Here is a 25,484-nt window from a genome sequence, read left to right on the forward strand (position 1 = left end):
AACTTTGCGCGACAGCCAAGTCAGCAAAAGCGCCGTTTTCCTAAAGGGTGCCAACTAGGTCTTGGTACGGACGCTATGCGAGGAGAATCCACAGGCCCATGAGCACCATCATCACATTTTCGGTCAACGAGACAAAGCCCAACGGAACGTTCGAATTGCCACCGACACAAGCACACTTAAGTTCACGTTTTTGGATGTATACCGCGTAGAATACCGAGATTGCGCCGATGGTCCCGATGAACAAGGCGATTGGCACCGATAACCAGCGAAGCACGTGTGCCGTCATGAGAACTCCGGCCAGCCCTTCGCCGAACGGATAGAAATACGCGTAGGGCACCCAGCGCCGCGCGAGCAAATCGTAACTCAGAAACATAGTGGCGAAGCTGTCCACATCACGTAGCTTCTGCACGGCAAGCAAGCACATCGAAAGTGATATAAACAACTGGATTGCGGACGTCGTCACCAGCGCACCGGTTGCAAACCAGCTCACGGCAAGCGCCAGCGCGGCCCCCATTGCGAAGATCGCGAGCACGGGCTTGTAGGTGCTGGCTTCTGGGTCCTTCACCTTTTTGCCAAGGAATCGGCGCAGGTCATCGTAACCCCCAATTCTCTGGCCCTCGATGAACGTCTGTGGCGTCGTCTTGACGTCATAACGCGTTTTGAAGTCGTCGACCTGCTGACGGGTCTCAAGCCATTGGTCGTCAATCCGGTATCTCTCGCGACGAAGTAAAAAGATGGTCTTGAGCCCCCACGGGCAAATATGCTTTTCCATGACCATGCGGTAGACGACGGCCGACTTTTCCGCAGTGCCCGTCCTGCGCGGTTGCGCCTTGCTATGCTCATTCATTCTTCGCTCCTCGTGCTGCGTCAAATCGCCTAGCTGGTGCGAACTGGAAGGTACGACTGGGTCTCGGCATCCCTCTTCTTTGGCGCCTACGGTCAGGAGAGTAAGACCCAGCCAGCCCTGCCCCTACCCGGGAGGAAACGGGTTCATCGTCATCGGGCGAACCCAATCCAGCGGTCCCTGACCGATCGATTGCGCTGTGTCCGGCCACGAAAGGAACAAGTGTGCTCACTCGTCGCATAACTAGGAATACCTCAGAAACACACGAGAGTTCCCCAGGCGCAACGCACCAATCCGGCGAACCGTCCAATTACGCGAACGGATAATGCAGAATGACCTGCGCCAGCGCCTGATAAACCCATCGCGAATAAAGCAGATCCTGCCGCCTACAGTACAAGCATGAAAACACTTGTTGGCTCAAACCCGGTGCATTTCTTCTTCTCCCAGTCCGACAGGACAGCGCATCGCCCCAAATGCGACCTCTCCCACGCCACGCTGGGCGCCGGTCATTCTATCGTGCTACGTCTTTGCCACTGCGTTCGGCGCGCCAAGGAGAGCATTCCATTGTGTTGAAAATGTTCAATATCAGGAACGCCAGCCACCTTCTCCTGGAGCGAGCGGGCTGGTCCTGCCGAAGGCTTTGACCGGACCATCGCCTTGCCGTCACCATGCGCCCTTGGCGCCGCGGCGACGTCTCCAGTCCTTGGCATTCCGACATCGGCAAGCAACCCGACTTTCACGTGGGTTGAGTCCCTGACCTAGCCCGAAAAGCGCGAGCGTATCCACGCCGTGATAGAGGAAGTCGATCACGGTTGCGGGATGCACGCCGGAGGATCGGCCCCGTTTCGCGCGAACTGCCTGGTAGCATACCGCAGTGCCTGAGGCAGCTTGCTCAAATTTCCGCTCTGACCTCCTCTTGTCGCCCAGTGGATTGCGATCAGAGCGGATGATCTCGCCGCGCATGCCGAGCGGCTCCTCGCACAGGGGCGGAACCATGTTCGCCCTGCGGCCTTGATAACGCAAGCCATGCCACAAGGCATCAAACATCCCCTTCACAAAAATGGAGACGACTCATGATCGGCAAGATTATCGGCGCTGTGATCGGCAGGCATGCTGCGAAGAACATCGACGGCATCACTGGCACCTCGGGCACCATCATCGGGATCGCCGCCCCCACCTTGCTCAAGCGGATGGGCCCGATAGGCCTCATCACTCTCGCCGCCGGCGGCTACTTCTACAAGAAGCATTCCGAGCGCCGTGAAGCGCGCCGGGCAAGGCCCATCAGCCAATAGATCAAACCATGCCGCCGCCGAAGGCATAGCCACCATGGGCTTAAAAAAGCCGGCGAGCGCGAGATGGCAAGGATCACGACGACGATCAACCCTAGGCACGCGTGCCGAAGGGGCGATAGACATCGACCTCCTTGCGCGCTGTTACCTGATGCGGGGCTCTTGCGCGCGTGCCTTAAAACCGCTTTGCGGCGTCACACCGTGGGGATCGCCGGGCCCAAAATGACCTTGGCGACTGGAAAGTCGTCGAAAAAATGCGCGGCACGCCCGACGCTGGTCACTTCCTCCCGACAGCGGGAACTTTGTGCCGCACTCGGGGATTGGAACAAGCGAGACGGCAAAGTCTCCGGTGCCACTCACCGGACAGCCGTTCCACAGCGAAAATCAGGGCTGCCCCGCCTTGCGATTGCGCAGGCTTGTGGTCCGCGCCCCGCTTGTGGCCATTCTCTCTCCGGCAGGAAGGCAAGTACGATGCAAGGCAAGACCGATCTAGCGCAGGGTATCCCCGAGGATGCGATTGCCCCCGGCGGAATGCTCGCGGGAATGTACGAGGGCGAACATGTCGTGCTCGCGCGGCTTGAAGATGGTCGCCTTCGGGCCGTGTCCGGCTCCTGCACGCACCTGGGTGCACCGCTCGAGACCGGAAAAGTGAGCGATGGCCAGCTGCGTTGTCCGTGGCATCACGCGCGCTTCTCGCTCGAGGATGGCGAGGCGGTCGGCGGGCCGGCTCTGGAGAATCTGGGATGCTACCGCGTCGAACAGAGCGATGGACTGATCCGTGTCACTGGCCGGCGCCATACGCCCGCTCCCCGGCGCGAACTGGCCGTCGAGACCCCGATCGTCATCATCGGCAGCGGCGCGGGCGGATACGCCATGGCCGACATGCTCTCGCGCCTTGGTCATGGCGAAGACACCCTGGTCCTGAGCGCAGAGAGCGATCCGCCCTACGAACGTACGTTCGTCTCCAAGCAATATCTGGCCGGTCGGCAATCGCGCGACGAAGCTCTCCTGCCTGCACCCGGCCAGGGGCTCGGCGAACCGGCGTCCATTCGCCTTGGCACGCCGGTCGTTTCGCTCGACCCGGCCACGCGCTCGCTCACCCTCGAAAGCGGCGAAACGGTCTCCTACGGCACGCTCGTGCTCGCGACCGGCGCACGCGCGGCGATGCCGGACTTCCCCGGAGCGCAAGACGCGCGCGTCCACACGCTGCGCACGCTGGCGGATGCCGACGCGATCCTCGCACAGGTTCAGGAAGGCAAGCGCGCGGTGGTTCTGGGCGCGAGCTTCATTGGCCTTGAGGTCGCTGCCTCGCTCACCCAGCAGGGGCTGGACGTCGATGTCGTGGCACAAGACGCCGCGCCGCTGGCCTCCATCCTGGGCGAGGAGACCGGCCAATATGTTCGACGTCTCCACGAAGAGCATGGTGTCACCTTTCACATGGAGCGCACCGTCACCGCCTTCAAGCACGACGCGGTCTGGCTTGACGATACGACACGCCTGCCAGCGGACCTCGTGATCGCCGGAATAGGTGTCTTGCCCAGGCTCGACCTTGCGCTGACCGGCGATCTGGCGCTTTGCGAAGCCAGCGGCGGCGTGCGTGTCGACGGAAATCTGCGCACCAGTGACCCGCATGTCTACGCCATCGGCGACATCGCCAGCTATCCCGATCCGCGCACCGGCAAGCCGCTGCGCGTCGAACACTGGGTCCACGCGCAGCGCATGGGACAATACCTCGCCCGCGCATTCACCGGTGCCGCGCAAGCCCCGTTCGCCCAGACGCCGTTTTTCTGGACCGGCTACTTCGGAACGCAGATGCGCTACGTCGGCCATGCGAAGCCGGAGGCGAGCCGCCTTGAAGGCGATCCGGGGGCAGACGATTTCGCGGTATTCTTCCGCGAAAAGGGCGAAGATCGCGCCGTGCTGACCGTCGGGCGCGACATGCTCGCCCTCCAGATGGAAGAGCGCTGGGATGCGCAGGACATGTGACCATCGGCGCCCGATGCACGACAGGTCTTTCCACAAGCCTTCGGAACACCTAGGGGCTGCTCTATCCCCGGGGGGCCATTTACGCATGGCTGAGAGGTGGTCAGCAGACCGCAACCCGCTGAACCTGATCCGGTTGACACCGGCGTAGGGAGGGCCAGCGGTCATTTGTTTCCGTTGTCCCTCCACATGGAGTGGACGCGAGAAAACGATGACTGGCAATACCCGATTTCCAAGCCGAACCGTCCTGGCGTTTGCGCTCCTGACTTTTGAGCCAGCCGCGATGGCGCGCGCATCGGAAGCTGCGAACGCATCGGAGGCCTCGAACACGAACGCAGATCGCCCGGAAATCCGCGTCATCGGCCATCCCGACCCCGAAGGCTTGCTGCCCGACCAGACCGCGCCCAAGGCGGTCAGCGCCATTTCGTCGGATTTCATCGTCAAGCAGGCGCCAACGCTCAACGCGTTCCAGCTGGTCAACCTGCTGCCAGGCGCCAATGTCTCATCGAGCGATCCCTACGGGCTGTCCGCCAGTTCCAGCCTTACACTGCGCGGACTGGGGCAGGACCAGATCGGTGTCCTGATGGAAGGCGCGCCCCAGAACGACATCGGCTACTACTACGCCTACCCTTCGCAATTTGCCGATGCCGAGAACGTGCGCCAGGTCGCACTGGCGCAAGGCGCGGCCGACATTGACGCGCCGGTCGTCGCCGCTGCGGGCGGCGTGCTTTCGCTCACGCTCGACGATCCCAAGCCCGAGATGGGAGGGCTGCTCGATCTTTCCGTCGGATCTTACGATGAACGGCGCCTCTTTGCCCGGTTCGACACCGGCGTGCTGGGGGCAAGCGGGATCAAGGCCTTCGTCTCCTATTCGCGCAACCGCGCGGACAACTGGCGCGGCGCAGGCTTCGACACGCGCCAGCACGTCGATGCGAAGATCCTGGGCGAATGGGGCGATGGCAACCGCGCCAGCCTCGCTGTATCCTACAACGACGCCAACACTTCTACATACCCCAGCCCGACGCTTGCCCAATGGCAGGAAAGCGGGCGCGGCTTCAATTACGATGCGCACTACACCGATGGCGACACCAACTACTGGCGGCTCTATCGCAGCCCTTTCCGCAACCTCTATTTCGCTGCCCCGGTCCATCTCCAGCTGAGCGACGGCCTGAGCTTCGACAGCTCGGCCTATCTCCAGACCGGCCATGGCAATTCCCCCTACGGCACGCAGCTTTCCACCACCGGAAACTACCTTGGCGAGGAGGAACTGACGCAGCCGATCACCCTGCCGGGCGCGGTCGATGGACTTGCTACCGTTCTTGGCAACTACACCGGCAAGCAATTTCGCGTCGGCGACGTGAGCAAGCTCACCCTGAAGGCTGGAGCGCATACGATCACGCTCGGCCTCTGGTTCGATTACGGCACCGACCGCGTCACGCAGTCCTACACCTCGATCGGGTCCGATGGGCGCCCGCTCGACCAGTGGGGCTATCAGGACAAGGCGATCCGGACCGCCGATGGTCGCCTGCTCGCCTACGAGAACCAGCGCACGCGAACCGTGACAAGAAGCTTCTTCGCGGCCGACAGCATCGCGCTGTCCCCAAGGCTGGGTATCGACATCGGCTTCAAGGGCGTGAGCATGGTGCGGCGCGGCACCAATTATCTGCCCGGACCGCAGGCGCAGGTTCACACCGACAGCTTTGCCCCGCTGCCCCGCGCGGCCATCCATTTCAAGCTGGACGATCGCCAGCAGCTGTTCGCGAACATCACCACCAACTTTCGCCCCCCCAACGAATTCGCGCTCTACGACAGCTACTACGACGGCGAGCTGGTGACGCAGGGGACGAACGCGCTCAAGAACGAATACTCGGTGTCCGAGGAACTGGGTTATCGCTACATCGGCGCGAGCCTGTCGTTTTCGATGACCGCCTTCCACTACCACTTCCGAAACCGGCAAGTGGCAACAGTCGTCGAGAGCGGCGGTGCGCAGATCGCGTCCACGATCAACGCGGGCAGCCAGACTTCCTTCGGCCTTGACGGCGAGATCGACTATCGTCCGAGCGAGGGCATCAGCGTCTATGCATCCGGCGAGTATCTGCACACGCGCCTCGACGACGACCTGCCCATCGGCGGCGACTATCTGCCGACCAGGGGCAAGCGTGCGGTCGCAAGCCCCAGCGTCCAGTTCGCCACGGGCGCCACGTACGATGACGGGCGACTGTTCGGCAGCTCGGCGCTGAAATACGTCGGCCGCCAGTACGCGACCTTCATGAACGACGAGAGCATAAAGGGGTATGCAACGCTCGATCTGTCAGTCGGTGTGCACCTGGTCGGACTGATCGATGCACGGCGCACCGACCTGCGGTTCAACGCTCTCAACGTGACCAACCCGCATGTGCTTTCGGGCGTCTATGCGTTCAGCACCAGCGCGCAGGACACTCCTGGCCGGAACGGCACGGTCATCGCGGGTTCGGCCCCATCCTACTACATTGGCGCGGGCCGCGCCTTCGTGGCGACGCTGTCACGCGCGTTCTGACTATGAGCGGCATGGCACCTCATCGCGTTCACGGCATGGGCACAGCGCTCGAAGCGCCGGCATGGCCGGCGATAACCGCAGCCGAGGCGGAGACGACGCTCGCCCTCTTTCCCGACGCCGGGCGCCGGCTTGACCTGCGCTGGCATTCGCCGCGCCCGTTTTCCGCCGCCACGCTGGTGCAGACCGATGCCGGAGAGTTCTTCCTCAAACGCCATCATCACCGTTTGCGCACGCCCGCCGCGCTGGCGCAGGAACACGCGTTCATGGAGCATCTCCTCGCCGCCGGATTACCCGTGCCGGAGATCCTCAAGGCCCGCGATGGCACGACCATCGTCGCGCAGGGTGAGTGGACCTACGAAGTGCATCGCAAGGGCACGGGCAGCGACCTCTACCGTGAGCGTCTCTCCTGGACACCGTTCCTGACGCCGACCCATGCCTTCGAAGCGGGTGTCGCGCTTGCCCGGCTGCACCTTGCCGCGCAAGGGTTCAACGCGCCCCCGCGTGGCCCGCACCCGCTCGTCGCCAGCTTTACCATTCTGCCGACGCGCGACCCTCTGGCCAGCGCCGCGCACTATATCGCGGCCCGCCCCGCCCTCGCCGCGTTCCTCAAGGACAAGCCCTGGCAGCAGCAACTGGCCCGCCTGTTCGCCTCGCTGGGCCAGGGACTTTCCCAGCGATTGCAGGACCAGCCGCCGCTCTGGACGCACAACGACTGGCACCCCTCTAACCTGCTCTGGTCTTCGGACGGCGCGGTGGCCACGGTCTTCGATTTTGGCCTCGCCGCGCGCTCCTGCGCGCTCCACGATCTTGCCACGGCGATCGAGCGGACGGCCATTCCCTGGCTGCAACGGGAGGACGAACCCGCCGACGCGCAGGCCGCGGCGGCGCTCCTCTCCGGGTACCGGACGCTGATCCCGCTTGACGCCACCGATGTGGAAACCCTCGTCCATCTGCTGCCGCTCGTGCACATCGAGTTCGCGCTGTCCGAAGTGCATTACTTCGCGGGCATCCTTGCCGATCCAGCACAGGCCACCCTAGCATGGCAGGACTATCTCATCGACCATGCCGACTGGTTTCTCACCCCGCCCGGCCGCGAATTCCTCGAGCGTTTCGAGCGCGAGGTCCGGAGCTGATGTCTGCCCTCGAAATCATCGCCGTCATCGTCAGCTTCCTCGGCATCTGGCTGACCGCCAGACGCCGGATGCTGTGCTGGCCGGTCAACCTTCTCGCCTGTGCGCTCTATTTCCAGCTTTTCCTTGAGGTCCGGCTCTACGCCGACATGGTGCTGCAGGCCTTGTTCGGAATCGCCATCCTTTATGGCTGGATCGCCTGGATGCGCGGCAAGGACGAGGAAGGCGACGTCGTCGTCGTGCCGTTGACGGGCCTCGAGGCCTGCGTCGGACTGGCGGCGGGCGCCCTTGGCGCTGCGGCCATAGGGTGGTTCACCAGCCATCATACCAACGCGGCGCTCCCCTGGATGGACGCGACGCTCAGCAGCTTCAGCCTCCTTGCCCAATATTGGACCGCGCGCCGTCATGCATCCAGCTGGCTGCTGTGGATTGTGGTGGACGTGGTCTACGTCGGCATGTTCGTGTTCAAGGGGCTTTGGCCGACAGCCGGTCTCTACGCGGCGATGGTCGCCCTGGCAGTCCTGGGGTACAGGAACTGGCTCCGCTCCGATGCAGGCCGAAACGCCGCGACACGCCGGAAGCCATAAACGGACATCCAGCTGGACATCAGAAGGAAATTGGCACCCGCCGGAGCTGAAGAAATGGACTGGCCAAACCGGCTTTGACAATCCGTCACTGGTCGTGGCAAACCTGCATTTGCAGTGACTTGCGAGGTACTACTCGGTCCGGGCTACGCGCGCCGTTCATGACACCCCGCACGCGGACGCTTGAACAACCAGACCGCAGGCGATGCCCCCCATGCCTTCACAGAACCGCTATTATTCCGGGCCAATTTCCCCCCATTTTGACGGGCAGCGTTTTACCAACCTTGCCGGATAGCCCGAAACGGACCGATCGATACGCGACATCCTGCGTTGGTATCGCACGGCGCCCAGGACCAGATGGCCGAAATCCGTGCCTGTGTCCCCCACACTTCCCGCCCGGCGGGTAGCGGGTTTGCGCATAACCATGGTCGGCCATGCCTCCCTTTTGATCCAGGCGGGCGGGGTCAATATCCTGACCGATCCGGTCTGGTCCAACCGGGCCAGTCCGGTTGCCTTTGCCGGGCCGCGCCGCGTCACGGCCCCTGGTATCCGGTTGAAGGATCTGCCGTCCATCGATGTAATCCTGGTTTCCCATAACCATTACGACCATCTCGACATTTCGACCCTGCGGCACCTTCACGCACAGCATGCTGCGAGATTTCGCCGACCTGGAACGAAAGGCCGCATCGCCTGAGACGCGCGTACTTCTGCTGTGCAACCCGCACAACCCGGGCGGACGCGTCTGGACACGCGCGGAACTGGAGCAGCTCGCCCGGATCTGTGCGCGCCACGGCGTCAGGGTGGTGAGCGACGAGATACATGGCGATCTGGCGTTCTGCGAGCACTCCTTCACCCCTTTCGCGGCACTGGCTCAAGACGCTGCACTGAGCTGCATCACCTGCACCGGGGCCGGCAAGGCCTTCAACATTTCGGGGCTTCAGAACGCGTTTGTGGTCGTGAACGATCCCGAATTGCGAGCATCTGTCGAGGCAGCCATGACCGCGCATCAGATCCGCGACCTGAACCCGATGGGGCTGGCCGCCACGACGGCAGCCTACACCGAGGGGGAAGCATGGCTGAACGCACTCATCGCCTACCTGGAAGGCAACTGGCGCCTGCTGCGCCAGGCCTTTGCCAGGCACCTCGAGCACATCGATGTGATCCATCAGGAAGGAACATACCTCGCCTGGATCGACAGCCGAAGCCTGGGCATGTCCAGCGAGGCGCTTGCCGACCGGTTGGTTCGCGAGGCTGGCGTGCGCGTCATTCCCGGCTCGATCTTTGGGGCACAGGGGGACGGCTTCGTGCGCGTCAACTTCGCCTGCCCGCGCGCACGACTCAAAGATGGTCTCGACCGGCTGATCTGCGGCCTCTCCCGTTAGTTGAAGCCATCATCGGTGAGCGCCATGCAAGTCGGCGTTCGCATTTCGAACGCCAATCTCCCGCTAGCGCCGCCGAGCCCTGCATTTTCCAATCTGTAATGAGTGCGCACCTCTCGGCTATGATCAATGTCCCGGGCTCTGTCGTCGCTGCGCTGCAGAGCAGCCAAGCGCAGATCGAGCTTGTGCGCTTAAAGTCACCCAGACCGTGCGGGTGGAACCGGAGGGCCTTCATGCGATCATGAACCGCGGAACGAAGCCGTTCCTTGCTGTGAGCGTCGATCTCAAAGGCGATCAAACCGCAGACAATCAATAACCCTTGTCAGCCACTCAGCCGCCGAATTCCGATCGCTGAGACCGGACCGGCAGCTTTCCTCCCTCTCCGCTTGAACCAAGGATCAAAAGGTCACGCCGACATCAGGAAGTCCCTCATGCGCTGCTCGACGTCTTCATTCGCGGGGCTGTAGATCATCATGACGAGATCCTGCCGTCCTTCCACGGCAAACGTCGAGAATTCCAGTTCGAGTTTACCGAGATCCGGATGATGAAGACGTTTCACGCCAGAGCCGTGGCCGACCACTTCGTTGTCGCTCCACAGGGTCGCAAACAAGGGGCTCATCGCCGAGAGTTCCTCGACGAGCTGACGGATTTCCTGACCCGCTCCTGCTCGTGCTGCATCCGCCCGGAAGGACCCGACAACGAAGCGGGCAATACGCATCCAGTCTTCTTGCGCGGCCTGAATGCGCGCACTCGAGAACATCAGGCGCAGGATGTTGCGGTCCTCTTTGGGGAGCGCTCCATAATCGGTCATGATCGTTGCCGCAGCCCGGTTCCAGGCAACGACATCCCAGGTCGCGGTGCGGATTATCGCGGGGCTGACCGGCATGGCATCAAGAACGCGCTGCAGGCGCGGAGTGATCGCCTCTGAGTGATTGTACCGCACTTCGGGGGAATGGCCAAGCGCCAGGAAATAGAGATGCTCGCGCTCGGGCTCCGTCATCATCATGCCCGTGGCGATGCGTTCGACGACATCTGCCGAAGGGGCTCCCCCGCGCCCCTGTTCAAGCCATGTGTACCACGTGGCGCTGATATTGGCGCGCTGGGCGACTTCCTCCCGGCGCAGACCCGGAGTCCGGCGACGGCTTGTCGAGTAGCCGAAGCTCGCCGGGTCGAGGCGCATGCGCCGGTCACGCAGGAACACTCCAAGTGCGTTGTTCGTCGAAGAAGCCATGTCTGCCTATTGATATTTATACCTGTATAAGGTCCCTACTTTAACAGGATGATGAGGTTGGCGATATCACGTTCCGAACGCAATCGGAGAAATGTCATGCGGATTTTTCTGACCGGCGCGACGGGCTTCATCGGCTCGCGTATTCTGCCCGAGCTTCTGGCTGCCGGCCATGAAGTGCTGGGCCTGACGCGATCGGAGGACGGCGCTAGGGCGATTGCCCAAGCCGGGGCGACTGCGCATCGCGGATCACTGGAAGACCTCGCGAGCATGCGCGCGGGCGCAGAAATGGCAGATGCCATCATCCACACCGCCTTCGACCACGATTTTTCCCGTTTCGTGGAGAATTGCGAGAAGGATCGCAAGGTGATCGGCGCTTTCGGAGAGGTTCTGAAAGGCAGTCCCCGGCCACTCCTGATCACCTCCGGAACGGGCATCGGAATTGCGGAAGAAGGTGGCATCGCTATCGAAAGCGTCGTCAACTTCAACCACCCGAACCCGCGCATCGCCTCTGAACAGGCTAGCCAGACATTGCTTGAGGAAGGGGTCAATTTATCGGTGATGCGCCTGCCGCAAGTCCACGACACGCGTCGGCAAGGCCTCATCACGAGCTGGATCGAAATCGCGCGCACAAAGGGCAAAGTCGCCTACGTCGGTGAAGGGGCCAACCGTTGGCCAGCTGCCCACGTCAACGACGTTGCCCGCCTTTATGCGCTCGCGATCGTCGGAGCGGAACCCGGTACACGCTTTCACGCGGTCGGCGAAGAAGGAGTTCCCGCCCGCGCCATCGCGCAGGTCATTGCCGAAGGCATGGATCTGCCGATGGTTTCGCTGCCCCGCCACGAAACGCAGGACTACTTTGGATGGCTCGCCATGCTAGCGGGGGAGGACATGCCTGCCTCCAGTGCCAAAACCCGCGAAATCACTGGATGGGTGCCGACCGGCCCTGATCTGCTGACCGATCTCAAAGCGATGAACTACGCGGCCAATTCCCTCTGAACGTGTCGGAAGGAAGAGGAAATTCGCAGCTCAATCCGCTGTCTGCTCCGAATCCGCTGGCAGATTTGCCGTCACGATCTCAGAATGGCGCCCCCTGCATTTGCGACCCTTGCCGGCCGCTCAGCCGCTGATTTTCATCTCCCAGGTCCGGACGTTCCGTTGTGCCAAGTTTGCTGCCTCCAAACCGGACGCCGATATCGCCATTCTCGCTAGCCCGCAGTCAAGTTACATCCGCACAGCAAGCTGCTACGTCTTAAGCCATTGTGGGCCTCTTCGTTGCGCCAAGCCGCAGTTCCTCGGCGACGGGCCGATCATCTCGGACTTCGCTCCTACGGATCGTGCGGTTAGCTCTGGTTCATCCGGAGATTGGGCATTTGGAGATCTACAGGGGCATGCGCTGGATCATTTGTAGTTTATTGGGAATCTGCAGCCTTCAAGGCAGCTACGCGATTGCCGGCACAGATCACACGCCCGGTCAGGGTTTTGAGGTGCTCAGCTATGATTTGGCCCTTACCCCCGACATCGAGAACGCCAGCGTTGCCGGACACGAGGTGATCCGGCTTCGGACAACGGAAGACGGCGTGCGCCAGTTCGTGTTCACCGGGAACGCTCTCGACATAACCCAGGCAACACTGGATGGCGCCCCCCTGGCGCCCGGGATCGAAAGCGGCAGCTTGATCTTTCGCCTTCCCAAGGCACTGCGCCGAGGGCTGACCGCAACCCTTGACCTGACCTACCAAGGACATCCGGCCCGCGGCTTGGTACGCTCCGAGACGGGCCTCTACACGAGCTATTTCGCCTGTGAATGGATGATCTGCCTCCAAGACCAGTTCGGGGATAAGGCTCGTTTGGCGCTAGCCCTTCGCGTACCCAAGGGCATGAAAACCCTCTCGGTCGGACGCCTGGTTTCAATACAGTCCGGGCCAGATGGAAGCGAGGTTCATATCTGGCGCTCGCCCCGGCCCTATTCGGCCTATCTTTATGGGTTCGCCGTCGGCAGGTTCAATCGTATCGATACGCAGGCGGGGGTTTCGCGCCTGACCTATCTCAGCGATAGCGTAGACGCCTCGATATTGGCGCGCCGGTTCGCGCCGACGCCCGACCAGGTGCACTTCCTTTCGCGGAAATTGGGCCTATCGCTTCCCGTACCCACATACAGCCAATTGCTGGTCGAAGGCAGCGAGGCGCAGGAAGCTGCCACGTTTTCGGTGCTCGGCATCGACGTGCTTCCCGCCGATCCTGGTGCGCCCGTAGACGATTGGGCCATCGTTCATGAGTTGACCCATCAATGGTTTGGCAACCTCATCACCTGTGAGACCCTTCAGGACTTCTGGCTCAACGAAGGCCTCACCGTTTTCATGACAGCCGCCTGGAAGGAGCATCGATACGGCCGAGATGCCTACGAAGCCGAGATAGCAGTTGCGCGGACACGATGGGAAAAAGCCAGCGCCAAAGGCCTTGATCGGCCGCTTGCCTGGGGCGGTCGGTATCCGTCTCTCGGCGCACGTCGGGCGATCCAGTACAGCAAGGGAGCGGTGTTCATGGATCACCTTCGCTCCTTGCTCGGAGAACCGGCCTTCTGGAAAGGCCTGCGTGATTATGTCCGCAAGAACGCTGGCGGAACCGTCACCAGCATTGATCTGGAAAATGCCATGGAGGCCGCCAGTGGCCGGGATCTTCACGCATCGTTTAAGGAATGGGTTTTTGGCGAACCCGATTCAAAACTGAGTGCTGCGCAGTAGCCGCGCAACCGTTGCTTTCTGCGTAAGCAGTCGACCCTTCCCGGCCATTCAGACGCCGATTTCGCGTTCCCAGGAGCGGACCGGCAGCTTTCCCATCCCAGATACGTAGGACGGGCCGGTTGCGGAATTTCCGCATTTCGACAGAAAGTGCTGTCTGCCGCCTGTCCGCTTTCAGGCAAAGCTATTGCCCGCTCAGAGGACCGCAATGGTGAAGGGTTTCGGGCGTTTGCGTACGAGAAATCGGCTGAACGACCGCTTCGGGCCGAAATCCGCCTATCAGTCCCAGATTTTGGAAGCTAGATACCTCTAGTGCAATAGTATCTGTTCCGACACACCCCTGCTGATGAGCAATTAATTTAACAGGCAAATAATAAATTTATCGCCAAGATCTATATTTTGACAATAATAACAATGCACGACTCTTAATTTTATGTGCATTATCCACATCAATGCGATCGAATATTATGCTCCAAATTACACCTCTGTCACTTACTTGCATTCCGCAGCTATAATATGGTGTATCTTTGCAGAAAACGTCGATATCGTCTCGTTTGAAGCGATCTACTTTATTAAATCGGTTACTGTTTATATTTGAAACGATAACCTCCCCCGTCTTCTTTTGCATTCGATCAGCAAACTCGTCTTTTACGAGCAGAAAATCCTCATTTGGCGGCTCTAGTCGAACGAACGTCCTGCCATGATCGGGCTGGACGATATTCAAGATATCCCCATCTGGAAATTCGTAAGGTAATTCGCCTAAACGCACTTTATCCGGCGCCTTACTATCACTACTACAACCCGTCACACCGATTGCTGACGCTATCATTATCACCGAGAATATCGGTTTCGATAAAGATCTCATCCTGAAATTCCTTTTGCCGCTGCTTTGGTGCTGCCTCAAGGCAGGCCTTGTCAATTGGGCTGATCAGATATCGAAAAAGACTGAACGAATAACTCAGCTCCGCCGTTAGTTTGGGCCGGTTGCTGAGCGTCGCGTTTCGAGAAGTGAAAGTGTATAGCTGCCAGCGCTTCGGCTGAAACTATCGGCAGGCATCGTCCCCTTGCAGCCTCTCAAGTGCTGATCTTGGCTCGCCGGGCAAGCTCGATCCTACTTTCCCTTTTTTGTATTAACGGTCAGCTTCTCTAGCGTCGTAATCGCGGACATTACCGGACCGACGCCTGGGCACCGGCCGCAGTGCGCCTGCGGGCTTCCCCGGCGAGGATCCCGATTGCGGAGAGAGCGCCACCGGTAAAGCCGGCCACGCTGAAAGCGATGATGACCGGCTGCGCACTCTCGGCAAGAACGCGAGGATACCGGGCGATTTGCTTGACCAATTGTGCCATGATTGATGCCTCCTGATGTCGGATTCCATCTAGGCACGCCGCGAACTTTACGAAATCTGTATAAAGTCACTCCAACTTTTCAGGATAATAGAAAACACGATTGTCAGCATCCTTGGCCGTTCCGTCTCGATCGGCGTGGCCTGAATGGTGATCCTGACTTGGCTTTCAGACGTCCCCTCCCCCGTCACGGCGCAAGATTGGGACACGCACGCCACGGATCGACGGGCTAAAACCGCCATCCCATATGGCGAACTTGCGCTACGGCAGAACCAGTTCGCTCGCCAGAAAATCAAGAAACGCCCGCACGGTGCGTGAGGGATGCTGTTCCCCAAGATAGAGCGCATGGATATCTTCCCCGTCACCGGGGTGGAAGGAGGACAGCAGTTCGACCAGGCGGCCGGCAGCAAGGTCCTTGGCAACATGGAAATGCCCGAGGCGGGCTATCCCACCATTTGCCAATGCCATCAACCGAACCACTTCACCGGAATTGCCCAGGAAAGGTCCGTTGACTGTCCGCGAGACAACACGACCGTCTACCGTGAAGGGCCAGGTGTCGACCGAGCGGCGAAAGCTGAAGCGCAGGCAGGCATGGTTTTCGAGATCGCCAGGTTCCTTCGGAGCGCCATGGCGTGCCAGATACCCCGGACTGGCCACCAGGACCATGCGGCTGCGCCCAAGCTTCTTGGCCTTGAGGCCCACATCGCGCAAGGGCCCGATGCGGATCGCGATATCCGCGCGCTCGCTGACCAATTCGATCAGGGTGTCGGACAGGGCAAGCTCGACCGTTACGGCCGGAAACCGTTCCAGAAAACGCGGCAGGATCGGCAACAGGCAATGCGTGCCGAAGGGAACCGATGCATTGACGCGCAATAGCCCTTTCGCCTCCTGCTCCTCCCCGCCGAAGCTGCCTTCGATATCGCTCAAATCGTCCATCAGTGCCGAAACGCGGTCGCGGTACGTTTCGCCATCGGCGGTCAGCGCCAAGGCACGGGTCGTACGCGCGATGAGTTGCACTCCAAGCCGCGCCTCCAGACGTGAAACAGATCGGCTGACTGCGGACGGCGTGACGCGCAGCATCCGGGCGGCGGCTGCGAAGCTGCCGCTGTGCGCGACACTTAGAAAGATCTCCATGTCCCCGAAGCGATTGTCCATTGGCCACTCATGATTTCAAGACACTTCTAAAGTGCACAGTTGCGATCTAATCATCAATAACCGCCTCGCCTATTTCCGCTCCCATCAACGGATAAACGGAGCGACGTACCATGGACCTGCAACTCAAGGGCAAGACCGCGCTGGTGACCGGATCGACAGCGGGAATCGGCTTCGCGATCGCCGAAAGGCTGGCCGCCGAAGGCGCGAGCGTCATCATCAGCGGTCGCAATCAGGACAAGCTGGACGCGGCCGCCGAGCGCATCGCCAGGATTGGCTCGGTGAAGGCCGTTCTGGCTGACGTCGCCACGGCGGACGGCGCGGCGAACCTGATCGAGGCAGCGCCCGAAGCCGATATCCTCGTCAACAACCTGGGCATCTATGAAGCGAGGCCCTTCACGCAGATTTCGGACGCCGACTGGCATCATATGTTCGAAGTCAACGTGGTGAGCGGCGCGCGGCTCGCCCGCCATTATTTCCCGCGCATGCTGGAGAAGGACTGGGGCCGGATCATCTTCATCGCCAGTGAAAGTGCGCTCGTCGTCCCGGGCGAGATGATCCACTACGGCATGACCAAGACGGCGCAACTCGCCATTGCACGCGGCCTTGCCGAGCAGACGCGCGGGACCGGCGTGACCGTCAATTCGGTGATGCCCGGCCCGACACGCTCGGAAGGCATTGTCGAGTTCATCCGTTCGGTCGTGGACAACAAGGATGCGCCGGAAGCGGAGCGCGAGGCCGAATTCTTCCGCAAGTATCGCCCGTTGTCGCTGATCCGGCGACTGATCGAAGCGGACGAGATCGCCGCACAGGTCGCGCTGCTGGCGAGCCCGTGGGGCGCGATCACCAATGGCGCTGCTATCCGGGTCGAAGGCGGCATCGTTCCCACCATCGCGTGAGCGCAGTCATAGATCGCCCAGACCGGCGAGCTCCCTGTCGGCCCTCCCCAGCTCGACAAAGCGATCGATCAGCCACGTCGCCGCCGGGCCGGGGAGGGCATCGCGTCGCCAGATCGCCGCGAAGCGATAGGTGCCGCCGACGTGGTCGGGCATGTCGAGGCGGACCAGCGTGCCCGCGGCAAGATCGGCTTCCACCATGTCGAGCGGCATGTTGCCCCACCCGATGGCCTGGCGCAACAAGGCGTGCTTGGCGCCAAGGTCCGCCATGCGCCAGGTTCGCGCGCTGAAGACGGAAAAGTCGCGCCCTTCGGTGAACCGGGAGCGATCGCTGAGGACCAGCTGGATGTAATTGCGCCCTGCGCCGGGCGGAATGGGCATCATGCGCGCCAGCGGGTGGTCGGGCGCCGCGACGGGGATCATGGGTATCGAGCCGGCCGAGCGGCTTTCCAGTCCCTCGACGCCGGCCGCCAGCGGCCCCGACAGGCCGATGTCGGCTTCGCCATCAAGGACGAGCGATGCGATCGCGCCGAGCGCTTCGCCATGCAGATGCAATTGGACGGTCGGGAACTGCTGAACGAATTCCTTCAACACCTGCCCGAGCCGATCGGCGGGGAGCATCACGTCGACGGCCAGATTTACTTCGGCTTCAAGGCCGCTGAGCAAGCCCTTCGCCTTCGCCTTCAGGCCGTCGACGCCCTGCGCGATCAGGCGCGCTTCGGACAAAAGCGTGCGCCCCTCGGCGGTGAGCCTGGGGCGGCGCGTGCCCTCGCGCTCGAACAGGGTGACGCCAAGCTGCGCCTCGAGGTTGGTGATGCCGTAACTGATGACCGAGACCGCCCGGTTGAGCTTGCGCCCAGCGGCCGCGAAGCTGCCGGTATCGACGATGGCCAGAAAGATATTCAGCTGGTCTAGCGTGGGATTGCCGGGATCGCTCACTATTCCAATTCCTCGAATGAACTGTTGAAAATTATGCCCCTGATCTGAAAAGAATAGGGGGGCTACACCGGTGGGGCAAGGCGCGATCGCACCCGCATCGCCCAATCGGAGACAAGACCATGATCGAACTTCGCCCCTTTGACGGCCTCGGTGCTGCCAACCACGGTTGGCTCGATGCCCATCACCACTTTTCCTTTGCGGACTATCATGACCCGCAGCGCCATAACTGGGGTGCCCTGCGGGTCTGGAACGATGACACGATCGCCCCTGGCACCGGCTTTCCCCCGCACCCGCACCGCGACATGGAGATCATCACGTACGTGCGGGAAGGTGCGATCACGCACAAGGACAGCCTTGGCAACGAGGGCCGCACCGAAGCGGGCGACGTCCAGGTGATGAGCGCCGGGACCGGCATCCGCCACTCGGAATACAACTTGGAGGATGTGACGACCCGGATCTTCCAGATCTGGATCGTGCCCACCAGCAAGGGCGGCACGCCGACCTGGGGCGCGCGGCCCTTTCCCAAGGGCGAGCGGGCGGGTCATTTCGTGACCCTCGCCTCGGGTTACGCCAACGATGACGATGCCCTGCCGATCCGTACCGATGCGCGCGTGGTCGCCGCCACGCTCAAGGCGGGCGAGACGGCCGAATACGCGCTTGGCGCCGATCGCAAGGGCTACCTCGTTCCCGCAGCGGGCGCGGTCCGCATCGAGGACGTGCGCATCAATGCCCGCGACGGCGTCGCGATCCGCGATCTCGATGTGATCCGCGTGACCGCGATCGAAGACAGCGAGATCGTGCTGGTCGACGCGGCCTGAGCGCCGGCCCCCAAATCCGGGAGGGGCCCGCAGGGCGCGGGCTCCTCCTGCCCGACAGGAACACCTGACATGACGCAAATCCACATCACCAGGGAAGACGGACCGCGCAAGGGTCGCTACGTCGCGCGTGTTGCGGGCATCGATGCCGAAGCCGAACTGACCTTCACGCACCGCGGCCCGGACCTCATCAGCGCCGATCATACCGGTGCCCCCGAAATGCTTCGCGGGACCGGTGCGGCGGCAGCGCTCGTCGACTTTCTGATCGCAGATGCCCGCGAACGCCACTTTCGCATCATTCCGATCTGCCCTTACGTGCGGGCGCGCTATGCCAAGCACCCCGAATGGCACGACGTGATGACCGTGGCGCCAGGCGAAACGCCACGCATCGTCACGCAATAGTAGCTTCACGGGAGACAACACCGATGGCACGCAAGACACGGGCAACGATCGCAGACGCGCAAGGCAGTGCGCTGGCGGTCGCAATCGAGGTTTCCGGGCATCATCTGTTCGGCGACGAACCGCATTCCGCAGGCGGAAACGACCTCGGCCCCAACCCCTTCGACCTGCTGACTTCGGCGCTTGGCGCGTGCACTGCGATCACGGTGCGCTGGTACGCCCGCCAGCAAGGCTGGCCGCTCGAGCATGTGAACGTGTCGGTCGAGCACGTGAAAAGGCAGGCCGCAGGAGACGAGGTTGCCCATGACAGCTTCGTGAAGACGGTCGCCATCACGGGGTCTCTCCTGAGCCCGGACCAGCGCCGACGCCTTCTCGAAGTGGCCGACAAGTGCCCGGTTCACAAGACCCTGACCGGCGACATCCGCATCGCCACCCTTCCAGCCTGAGATCGCCCCCGCCGCCGGTAACCGGCTGCGGGGGGCTCCCTTGTCCTGATCAGGCGAGATCGTAGCGGTCGGCATCCATGACCTTGCTCCAGGCGGCGATGAAGTCCGCAAGGAAGCGATCATCACCATCACTGGCAGCATAGACTTCGCACAACGCGCGAAGCTGCGCGTTGGAGCCGAAGCCGAGATCGACCCTGCTGGCGGTCCATTTCTCCTCGCCCGTCGCCCGGTCAAGGCCAATGTAGAGGTCGCTAGTGGCCTCGTCCTTCGTCCACGTCGTCCCCATATCGAGGAGGTTGACGAAGAAATCGGTCGAGAGCGTGCCGGGACGCGCTGTCAGGACGCCGCGAGGGTCCCCGTCATGATTGATGCCCAGGACGCGTAGGCCGCCCAGCAGCACCGTCATTTCGGGTGCGGACAGCCCGAGGAGCTGCGCCTTGTCCACCAGCAGGGCATCGGTCGGCAGCGGAATGTTCGCGCCAAGGTAATTGCGAAACCCATCGGTCCTGGGCTCAAGCCAGGCGAAGTTCTCGGCATCGGTCTGCTCGGCGCTGGCGTCAACCCGGCCCGGCGTGAACGGCACCTGGAGGTCACGCCCTGCCATCTTGGCTGCGCGTTCGATGCCGACGCCGCCGCCCAGCACGATGAGGTCGGCGATCGAGACATCGCCGAACCCGTCCTTGATCCTCTCGTACACGGCCAGCACGCGGGCCAGTTCGGCCGGTTCGTTCACCGCCCAGTCCTTCTGCGGGGCAAGCCGGATGCGCGCGCCGTTGGCGCCGCCGCGATGGTCGGACACGCGGTGGGTCGAAGCCGAGGCCCAGGCTGTGCGCACCAGGTCCGCCACCGAAAGCCCGCTCGCCGCGATCCTCCCCTTGAGAGTGGCGATGTCCGCCTCGCCCAGCGGGGCGTAGGTCGGTGCGGGCAGCGGGTCCTGCCACAGCAGGTCCTCAGTGGGCACGTCGGGGCCGAGGTAACGGAGCTTGGGGCCCATGTCGCGGTGGGTGAGCTTGAACCAGGCGCGCGCGAAGGCATCGGCGAACGCTTCCGGATTCGCGCGGTAGTTTTCCAAGATGCGGCGGTATTCGGGATCAATCTTCATCGCCATGTCGGCGGTGGTCATCATCGTGGGCACGCGCCGCTCGGGGCTGTGCGCGCCAGGAGCCTGCGTTTCGACCGGGTTGCCCACCGGCTGCCACTGGTGCGCGCCCGCCGGGCTGGTGACGATCTCGTAGTCGTGATCGAGCAGCATGTCGAAGTAGCTCATGTCCCAGGTGATGGGCGTGGGCGTCCACGAACCTTCGAGGCCCGAGGTGATGGTATCATCGCCCATGCCGCTGCCCGCGGTCGAAATCCAGCCTAGCCCCATCTGCGCGATGTCCGCGCCTTCGGGCTCGGCGCCGACCAGCGCGGCATCACCGCCGCCATGGGTCTTGCCGAAAGTGTGGCCACCTGCGGTCAGCGCGACCGTTTCCTCGTCATTCATGCCCATGCGCGCGAAGGTCTCGCGCACGTCGCGCGCCGAGCCCACCGGATCGCTGTTGCCGCCCGGTCCTTCGGGATTGACGTAGATGAGGCCCATCTGGATCGCGGCGAGCGGGCTTTCGAGATCCATGTCCTTGTCGGGCTGGATGCGCGTTTCGGCGCCTTGGCCGACCCACTGCTCCTCGGTGCCCCAGTAGACGTCGGTCTCGGGGGCATAGACGTCCTCACGCCCGCCGCCAAAGCCGAAGATCGGCCCGCCCATGCTCTCGATTGCGACATTGCCCGCGAGGATCATGAGGTCGGCCCAGGACAGCGCAGCGCCATACTTCGCCTTGATCGGCCAGAGCAGTCGGCGCGCCTTGTCGAGGTTGCCGTTGTCGGGCCAGGAATTGAGCGGGGCGAAACGCTGCTGCCCGGCGCCTGCACCGCCACGCCCGTCGCCCGAGCGATAGGTCCCCGCCGAGTGCCAGGCCATGCGGATGAAGAACGGCCCGTAGTGCCCGTAATCGGCCGGCCACCAGGGCTGGCTGTCGGTCATCAGCGCGGTGAGATCGGCCTTCACGGCAGCAAGATCGAGCGCCGTGAAGGCGGCGGCGTAATCGAACCCGGCGCCCATCGGGCTCGGGTCCTTGCCCCCTTGTGCGAGGATCGAAAGGTCAAGCTGGTTCGGCCACCAGTCCCGGTTGCTGCGCCCGGTGAGCGTTCGGACCGGGTTGGCGTGGAACGGGCATTGGCTGTCGGTGGTCATGGCGATGGACTTCCTCCTTGGAGACGTTGGATTTCATTTGCCGTGCGGCGCGGCGGCAACCGGGCTGCGCAGGAAGGCGAAGGTCGCGCCCAGCACGATCAGACCGGCCAGCGCGAGAGGACAGGCAAGCCCGCCCAGGCGAAGCAGCAGAGCGCCCACGGTTGCACCGGCGAAGATCGCCAGAACCGCGCCGAAGCGCCGCAGAAAATTGGGCGTCGTGCGGCCGGTCTGGTCTGCAGCGATACCCGTGATGGTGAGCGTCAGGACCGTTGTCGTCAGGTCCGGCACCTTGAGCTGGCGGATCGTCGCGTTCCTGAGGCCCATGGCAAACCCGGTCAGGGCGATGACCGTCAGAACGGCCGGCTCGGGCGCCTGCGTCGCCACGTCGATCGACAACGCGACGAGGGCGGCCGACCATAGGAGCGCGGCTTCGGTCACCGCTGCGCGCATCAGCCACTGGCCCAGCGGCCGGGCGGATTGCGCGCGCCCCAGTTTGCCTGCGCCCCAGGCCCCGGTCATGAACGCGGCCAGCGCCAGAAGGGCCGGCGCAAAACGGAAGCCGCTCGTCCCGGCGGCGGCGAAACCCAGGAAGACGACGTTGCCGGTCATGTTCGCCGTGAAGACCTTGCCCAGCCCCAGCACCGAAGCCGCATCGACAAGGCCGGTCGTTGCCGAAAGCAACAGGAGCAAACGCGGCAGGGCATCGGATGACGCAGGAACTGGGGGCGTGGACATCAGGGTCTCCTGAGGGAAAGGTCAAAAAGAGGGTCAGAAGCGAAAATTGCTTTCGAGGCCGAACATCCGGATGGCGCGGGCACGTCCCGTCGCGCGAATGAAGGACCCTGCAGAAAAGCTGGAAACCGAAGCGGACAGCTCCAGTTCGGCCGTCGCCTGCCATGCGATCCCCGCTTCGACTTCGGTGCCGATGTAGCGGGCATGGCTGGTTCCGGCTGCCCGAACCAGATTGCCGGGAATGTCGTAGATGCCGTCTGCCGTCGAATAGCGCCAATAGGCGGCCGCCCCGAGACTGGCGGAAAGCTTGGGGGAAAGGCTGAGGCCAAGGACCGGCTGCAGATTGACGATATTGTAGGGGCCAACCGGCGAGAGCTCGCCGAAATACTTGCCCTTGGGAAAGAGCGCGTTGAACGTGCCAAGCTGTCCGTCGCGCGCATTGCCGTCGCCGCTCACCACATTGGCGCGCAGTGTCAGGTCAGGCTTCATCGGAAGGGCCGGGAAACTGCGGCCCAGCTCGTTGCCCAGCGTCCAGGCCGAGATCGACCCGCCAGCGAACCGCCCGAACTGGTAGACACCCTCGATGTTCCAGTGCCAGTCACCGCGATTGCCATGCCAGCGCGCGCCCAGACTATGGCGCGTCTCCCGCCCGGATCGTGCGCCCCAGCTTGCCGCGTCATTGCGGTATCCCAGATAGTAGAGGTCGAGATCGGGAAGCAAGGCATAGAGCCCCCACAAGGTCTCGTTCGATGATGTGCGGTCGTCGAAATTTCCAGTTCCGGGTCGCACCGGGCGTAGCGCAAACGCAGCGATGTCCGCCGTGCCCAGCTGCGCATCAAGGCGCAGGCCGTCGAAGGCCAGCGGCACATTGGGACCATAGCGGGTGCCGACCAGGCGTTCGGTACCGAGCGAGACCATCTGGCGTCCGGCCCGGGCCCGAAATGACCCATAATTGGCCTCGACGAAGCCCTGGAGAAGGTCAATGCCGGTCTCGTCGACCGGGCCGGAAGCGGGAGCCACGCCGATCGATGTGGCCAGAATGGGCTGCGCGAACGCGCGCCAGTGCCCCAGATGCAGATCCACATAGGGCAGCGCGCGGAGCCAGACGTAGCCGTCGTCGGGAGCGGGCGCATCGCCCCACAAGTTGTTGGCGTAGTCTTCGGAACGGGCGCGCAGCTCGATCCCGGTCGACAGCCAGTCCTCGTCGTTTCCCAGCGGAACGTATTTGAAGGGGCCGGTCCAGTGGTGGCTGCGCTTTTGCGCATCAGAAAGGTCCGACCAGTCTTCGTCGGCCCGGGTAATGGTCAGCGTCGGTGCCTGCCACGCCTCGTGGGGATCGGCATGGGCCGCGTTCGCGGCGCAGAGCGCGCCGAAGACGCCGCCCACGAGGACGATCCTACGCACGCCGCCGTTCCCGTTCGGCGACCAGCGCGGCCATGACGAAGCCGCCGATGAGGCCAAGATGCTCGAAGAAGGCGTTCGTGGCGGCGAAGCGCTCGGGTCCCGGCTCCATGCCCCAGAAGGCATTGGCGGCGATCGCGGCGAGAAGCGTGAAGACACCGAGCATGCCCGCGCCCAGCCAGACGAACCGTCCCCACAGGATCAAGATCGGTCCGATCAGTTCGACCGCGATCGTCAGCGCGGCCCACACGGCGGGCGGGTTCATCCCGAAGTGCGCCTGTTCGGCAACCGCAGATGGAAAGTCGGTCATCTTGACCAGCCCGCCGACAAGGTAGGCCCCGACCAGCGCCAGCCTGGCCAGAAACCAGGTCGGACGCCAGTCGAGAATCGCATCGACGAAGCGCGGATCGCGGGTCGTGTCGATCATGATCCGATCTTCTGATGGATTTCGGCGATGTAACCGCCGGGAAAACGCACGATCGCGCTCTCGCGATGGCCCACCGTGAACGGGGCGACCAGCGTTTCGACACCGGCGGCGCTGGCCTTGGCGATGGTCGCGGACAGGTCGCTGACGACATAGCCGGTCATGTCGCGGCCATAGGGCCAGGGCAGCAGGCCGTCGGAGACGAAGACCACCATGTCGCCGTATCCGCTGCGGATTTCCACGCGGCGAATGGTCTTGCCCGGCTCGCCGATCTCGGCGCCCGGCGCGGCCTTGTCGTCGGACACGATCTTGCCGTGGGCATAGCCGGTCCATGCGGTGATGAATTTGTCGGCAGCATCGCTGGTCAGGTAGATGCGGTTTTCAGGCACGGTTTCGAGCGGCGCGTAGCTGGGCTTGGCGGTGTGCCAGTAGATCTGCATGTTCACGCCGCCCGGCCACTGCACCAGCGAATCGCGGCCGATGGGGTCGGCGAAAGTGGTGAGCAGGCGCGTCGCGCCGTGCTTCATGGCAGAGGCCACTGCGACGTCGATGTTGGTCACCAGATAGCCGGTGCGCTCGGCGCCAAAGGGATAGGGGATCGGCGTCTTGAAGCCGAACACCGAAACCGTGCCCGCCGGCGTCAGCACCAGTTGCGACTTGGTCAGGCTCTTGGTCGGGGTGACCTGGAATTCGCCCTGCTTGCTGGTCTTGCCGCCAAAGGTCGCCACGAAGCTGGTGACGAACGTATCGAACTGGTCCGCCGGCACGTAGACGTGGGTGGTGTCGTACTGCGGGCCGACGGCGTAGTCGGCCGTGGGGGCCGACTTGGCGAGCGCCGGGACGGCCATGGGGCTCGAGGCGATGACCGCGGCAGCGAGCAGGAAAGTGATGCGCTTCATTTGGGGGGCTCCTTCGGGTGCGCGTGCGCTGTTCCAGCGCCCGAGGTTACGTCGGGCGGGAACCAGCCTGGTGTAGGGCTTAGTCAAACTTCG

The 25,484-nt window shown here is 62.9% G+C and carries 24 protein-coding genes and 1 riboswitch; of the genes, 13 read left to right on the top strand and 11 right to left on the bottom strand.

What is annotated here, in order from left to right; genetic code table 11:
- Positions 1-73 precede the first annotated feature (73 nt).
- The gene (locus tag HT136_RS09650; protein ID WP_214199538.1) at positions 74-847 is read right to left on the bottom strand and encodes a MauE/DoxX family redox-associated membrane protein; all 774 of its coding nucleotides are present in this window, start codon (positions 845-847) and stop codon (positions 74-76) included.
- A gap of 1,070 nt (positions 848-1,917) precedes the next feature.
- Between HT136_RS09650 and HT136_RS09655 the strand changes: the two genes are divergently transcribed.
- The 7 genes from HT136_RS09655 to HT136_RS09685 all read left to right on the top strand — a co-directional run bounded on the left by HT136_RS09655 (position 1,918) and on the right by HT136_RS09685 (position 9,748).
- The gene (locus HT136_RS09655) at positions 1,918-2,136 is read left to right on the top strand and encodes a hypothetical protein (RefSeq protein ID WP_214199539.1); all 219 of its coding nucleotides are present in this window, start codon (positions 1,918-1,920) and stop codon (positions 2,134-2,136) included.
- Between the two features lie 468 nt (positions 2,137-2,604).
- Positions 2,605-4,119: an FAD-dependent oxidoreductase gene (locus HT136_RS09660; protein WP_214199540.1), complete on the top strand. Its 1,515-nt coding sequence runs from the start codon at positions 2,605-2,607 to the stop codon at positions 4,117-4,119.
- 58 nt (positions 4,120-4,177) lie between these two features.
- Positions 4,178-4,287, top strand: a riboswitch (TPP riboswitch).
- A 112-nt stretch (positions 4,288-4,399) separates the two neighbouring features.
- The gene (locus HT136_RS09665) at positions 4,400-6,652 is read left to right on the top strand and encodes a TonB-dependent receptor (protein WP_214199541.1); all 2,253 of its coding nucleotides are present in this window, start codon (positions 4,400-4,402) and stop codon (positions 6,650-6,652) included.
- 2 nt (positions 6,653-6,654) lie between these two features.
- Complete coding sequence (locus HT136_RS09670; RefSeq protein ID WP_214199542.1) at positions 6,655-7,785, top strand: phosphotransferase enzyme family protein; 1,131 nt, start codon at positions 6,655-6,657, stop codon at positions 7,783-7,785.
- A complete protein-coding gene (gene pnuC / locus HT136_RS09675; protein WP_214199543.1) occupies positions 7,785-8,369 on the top strand; it encodes a nicotinamide riboside transporter PnuC in 585 nt (194 codons plus the stop codon). The genes HT136_RS09670 and pnuC overlap by 1 nt, the downstream gene beginning before the upstream one ends.
- Before the next feature lie 421 nt (positions 8,370-8,790).
- Positions 8,791-9,060 carry an MBL fold metallo-hydrolase gene (locus tag HT136_RS26275; protein WP_246543521.1) on the top strand — a complete coding sequence of 90 codons (270 nt, stop codon included), beginning with the start codon at positions 8,791-8,793 and terminating at the stop codon, positions 9,058-9,060.
- Positions 9,014-9,748 carry a MalY/PatB family protein gene (locus HT136_RS09685; protein ID WP_214199544.1) on the top strand — a complete coding sequence of 245 codons (735 nt, stop codon included), beginning with the start codon at positions 9,014-9,016 and terminating at the stop codon, positions 9,746-9,748. Before HT136_RS26275 ends, HT136_RS09685 begins: the two co-directional genes overlap by 47 nt.
- 403 nt (positions 9,749-10,151) lie before the next feature.
- Here HT136_RS09685 and HT136_RS09690 read toward each other — a convergent pair whose 3' ends face one another.
- Positions 10,152-10,976: a helix-turn-helix transcriptional regulator gene (locus HT136_RS09690; protein WP_214199545.1), complete on the bottom strand. Its 825-nt coding sequence runs from the start codon at positions 10,974-10,976 to the stop codon at positions 10,152-10,154.
- A gap of 57 nt (positions 10,977-11,033) precedes the next feature.
- On the opposite strand from HT136_RS09690, the gene HT136_RS09695 reads away from it, so the two are divergent.
- Both HT136_RS09695 and HT136_RS09700 read left to right on the top strand, forming a co-directional pair.
- Positions 11,034-11,972: an SDR family oxidoreductase gene (locus tag HT136_RS09695; protein ID WP_343222153.1), complete on the top strand. Its 939-nt coding sequence runs from the start codon at positions 11,034-11,036 to the stop codon at positions 11,970-11,972.
- Between the two features lie 392 nt (positions 11,973-12,364).
- Positions 12,365-13,714 (top strand): M1 family metallopeptidase, encoded by a 1,350-nt coding sequence (locus HT136_RS09700; protein ID WP_214199546.1) that lies wholly within the window; start codon positions 12,365-12,367, stop codon positions 13,712-13,714.
- Between the two features lie 376 nt (positions 13,715-14,090).
- Here HT136_RS09700 and HT136_RS09705 read toward each other — a convergent pair whose 3' ends face one another.
- The 3 genes from HT136_RS09705 to HT136_RS09715 all read right to left on the bottom strand — a co-directional run bounded on the left by HT136_RS09705 (position 14,091) and on the right by HT136_RS09715 (position 16,210).
- Entirely contained in the window at positions 14,091-14,576 is a 486-nt protein-coding gene (locus HT136_RS09705) for a hypothetical protein (RefSeq protein ID WP_214199547.1), read from the bottom strand.
- Between the two features lie 302 nt (positions 14,577-14,878).
- Complete coding sequence (locus HT136_RS09710; RefSeq protein WP_214199548.1) at positions 14,879-15,058, bottom strand: hypothetical protein; 180 nt, start codon at positions 15,056-15,058, stop codon at positions 14,879-14,881.
- Positions 15,059-15,316: 258 nt separating this feature from the next.
- Positions 15,317-16,210: a LysR family transcriptional regulator gene (locus HT136_RS09715; protein WP_214199549.1), complete on the bottom strand. Its 894-nt coding sequence runs from the start codon at positions 16,208-16,210 to the stop codon at positions 15,317-15,319.
- A 110-nt stretch (positions 16,211-16,320) separates the two neighbouring features.
- Here HT136_RS09715 and HT136_RS09720 point away from each other — a divergent pair, with 110 nt between their 5' ends.
- Positions 16,321-17,106 carry an SDR family NAD(P)-dependent oxidoreductase gene (locus HT136_RS09720; RefSeq protein WP_214199550.1) on the top strand — a complete coding sequence of 262 codons (786 nt, stop codon included), beginning with the start codon at positions 16,321-16,323 and terminating at the stop codon, positions 17,104-17,106.
- A gap of 6 nt (positions 17,107-17,112) precedes the next feature.
- Here HT136_RS09720 and HT136_RS09725 read toward each other — a convergent pair whose 3' ends face one another.
- Entirely contained in the window at positions 17,113-18,042 is a 930-nt protein-coding gene (locus HT136_RS09725) for a LysR family transcriptional regulator (protein ID WP_214199551.1), read from the bottom strand.
- A gap of 119 nt (positions 18,043-18,161) precedes the next feature.
- On the opposite strand from HT136_RS09725, the gene HT136_RS09730 reads away from it, so the two are divergent.
- The 3 genes from HT136_RS09730 to HT136_RS09740 all read left to right on the top strand — a co-directional run bounded on the left by HT136_RS09730 (position 18,162) and on the right by HT136_RS09740 (position 19,702).
- Positions 18,162-18,860, top strand: coding sequence for a pirin family protein (locus HT136_RS09730; RefSeq protein WP_214199552.1), 699 nt, complete (start codon positions 18,162-18,164; stop codon positions 18,858-18,860).
- A gap of 69 nt (positions 18,861-18,929) precedes the next feature.
- On the top strand, positions 18,930-19,259 hold the full coding sequence (locus tag HT136_RS09735; protein ID WP_214199553.1) for a GNAT family N-acetyltransferase: 330 nt from the start codon (positions 18,930-18,932) through the stop codon (positions 19,257-19,259).
- A 23-nt stretch (positions 19,260-19,282) separates the two neighbouring features.
- Positions 19,283-19,702, top strand: coding sequence for an OsmC family protein (locus tag HT136_RS09740; protein ID WP_214199554.1), 420 nt, complete (start codon positions 19,283-19,285; stop codon positions 19,700-19,702).
- A 49-nt stretch (positions 19,703-19,751) separates the two neighbouring features.
- Here the strand turns inward: HT136_RS09740 and katG are convergent, their stop codons facing one another.
- Genes katG through HT136_RS09765 form a run of 5 tightly spaced genes read right to left on the bottom strand, consistent with a single transcriptional unit; the run spans position 19,752 to position 25,391 of the window.
- Positions 19,752-21,935: a catalase/peroxidase HPI gene (gene katG / locus HT136_RS09745; RefSeq protein ID WP_214199555.1), complete on the bottom strand. Its 2,184-nt coding sequence runs from the start codon at positions 21,933-21,935 to the stop codon at positions 19,752-19,754.
- Positions 21,936-21,968: 33 nt separating this feature from the next.
- Positions 21,969-22,670 carry a YoaK family protein gene (locus HT136_RS09750; protein WP_214199556.1) on the bottom strand — a complete coding sequence of 234 codons (702 nt, stop codon included), beginning with the start codon at positions 22,668-22,670 and terminating at the stop codon, positions 21,969-21,971.
- Between the two features lie 33 nt (positions 22,671-22,703).
- Positions 22,704-24,071 carry an alginate export family protein gene (locus HT136_RS09755; protein WP_425516887.1) on the bottom strand — a complete coding sequence of 456 codons (1,368 nt, stop codon included), beginning with the start codon at positions 24,069-24,071 and terminating at the stop codon, positions 22,704-22,706.
- Complete coding sequence (locus HT136_RS09760; RefSeq protein WP_214199557.1) at positions 24,064-24,495, bottom strand: DoxX family protein; 432 nt, start codon at positions 24,493-24,495, stop codon at positions 24,064-24,066. The genes HT136_RS09755 and HT136_RS09760 overlap by 8 nt, the downstream gene beginning before the upstream one ends.
- A complete protein-coding gene (locus tag HT136_RS09765; protein WP_214199558.1) occupies positions 24,492-25,391 on the bottom strand; it encodes a glyoxalase in 900 nt (299 codons plus the stop codon). Before HT136_RS09765 ends, HT136_RS09760 begins: the two co-directional genes overlap by 4 nt.
- Positions 25,392-25,484 lie beyond the last annotated feature (93 nt).

Origin of the sequence: Novosphingobium profundi (assembly GCF_018491765.1) — a bacterium.
GTDB classification, from domain to species: Bacteria; Pseudomonadota; Alphaproteobacteria; order Sphingomonadales; family Sphingomonadaceae; genus Novosphingobium; species Novosphingobium profundi.

Coding starts and splice junctions, on each gene's coding strand:
- HT136_RS09765 (WP_214199558.1), bottom strand. CDS start 25,391: ATGAAGCGCATCACTTTCCTGCTCGCTGCCGCGGTCATCGCCTCGAGC.
- HT136_RS26275 (WP_246543521.1), top strand. CDS start 8,791: ATGGTCGGCCATGCCTCCCTTTTGATCCAGGCGGGCGGGGTCAATATC.
- HT136_RS09710 (WP_214199548.1), bottom strand. CDS start 15,058: ATGGCACAATTGGTCAAGCAAATCGCCCGGTATCCTCGCGTTCTTGCC.
- HT136_RS09740 (WP_214199554.1), top strand. CDS start 19,283: ATGGCACGCAAGACACGGGCAACGATCGCAGACGCGCAAGGCAGTGCG.
- HT136_RS09660 (WP_214199540.1), top strand. CDS start 2,605: ATGCAAGGCAAGACCGATCTAGCGCAGGGTATCCCCGAGGATGCGATT.
- HT136_RS09670 (WP_214199542.1), top strand. CDS start 6,655: ATGAGCGGCATGGCACCTCATCGCGTTCACGGCATGGGCACAGCGCTC.
- HT136_RS09715 (WP_214199549.1), bottom strand. CDS start 16,210: ATGGACAATCGCTTCGGGGACATGGAGATCTTTCTAAGTGTCGCGCAC.
- HT136_RS09750 (WP_214199556.1), bottom strand. CDS start 22,670: ATGTCCACGCCCCCAGTTCCTGCGTCATCCGATGCCCTGCCGCGTTTG.
- pnuC (WP_214199543.1), top strand. CDS start 7,785: ATGTCTGCCCTCGAAATCATCGCCGTCATCGTCAGCTTCCTCGGCATC.
- HT136_RS09705 (WP_214199547.1), bottom strand. CDS start 14,576: ATGAGATCTTTATCGAAACCGATATTCTCGGTGATAATGATAGCGTCA.
- HT136_RS09685 (WP_214199544.1), top strand. CDS start 9,014: ATGCTGCGAGATTTCGCCGACCTGGAACGAAAGGCCGCATCGCCTGAG.
- HT136_RS09730 (WP_214199552.1), top strand. CDS start 18,162: ATGATCGAACTTCGCCCCTTTGACGGCCTCGGTGCTGCCAACCACGGT.
- HT136_RS09655 (WP_214199539.1), top strand. CDS start 1,918: ATGATCGGCAAGATTATCGGCGCTGTGATCGGCAGGCATGCTGCGAAG.
- HT136_RS09690 (WP_214199545.1), bottom strand. CDS start 10,976: ATGGCTTCTTCGACGAACAACGCACTTGGAGTGTTCCTGCGTGACCGG.
- HT136_RS09735 (WP_214199553.1), top strand. CDS start 18,930: ATGACGCAAATCCACATCACCAGGGAAGACGGACCGCGCAAGGGTCGC.
- HT136_RS09720 (WP_214199550.1), top strand. CDS start 16,321: ATGGACCTGCAACTCAAGGGCAAGACCGCGCTGGTGACCGGATCGACA.
- HT136_RS09760 (WP_214199557.1), bottom strand. CDS start 24,495: ATGATCGACACGACCCGCGATCCGCGCTTCGTCGATGCGATTCTCGAC.
- HT136_RS09665 (WP_214199541.1), top strand. CDS start 4,400: ATGGCGCGCGCATCGGAAGCTGCGAACGCATCGGAGGCCTCGAACACG.
- HT136_RS09700 (WP_214199546.1), top strand. CDS start 12,365: ATGCGCTGGATCATTTGTAGTTTATTGGGAATCTGCAGCCTTCAAGGC.
- katG (WP_214199555.1), bottom strand. CDS start 21,935: ATGACCACCGACAGCCAATGCCCGTTCCACGCCAACCCGGTCCGAACG.
- HT136_RS09650 (WP_214199538.1), bottom strand. CDS start 847: ATGAATGAGCATAGCAAGGCGCAACCGCGCAGGACGGGCACTGCGGAA.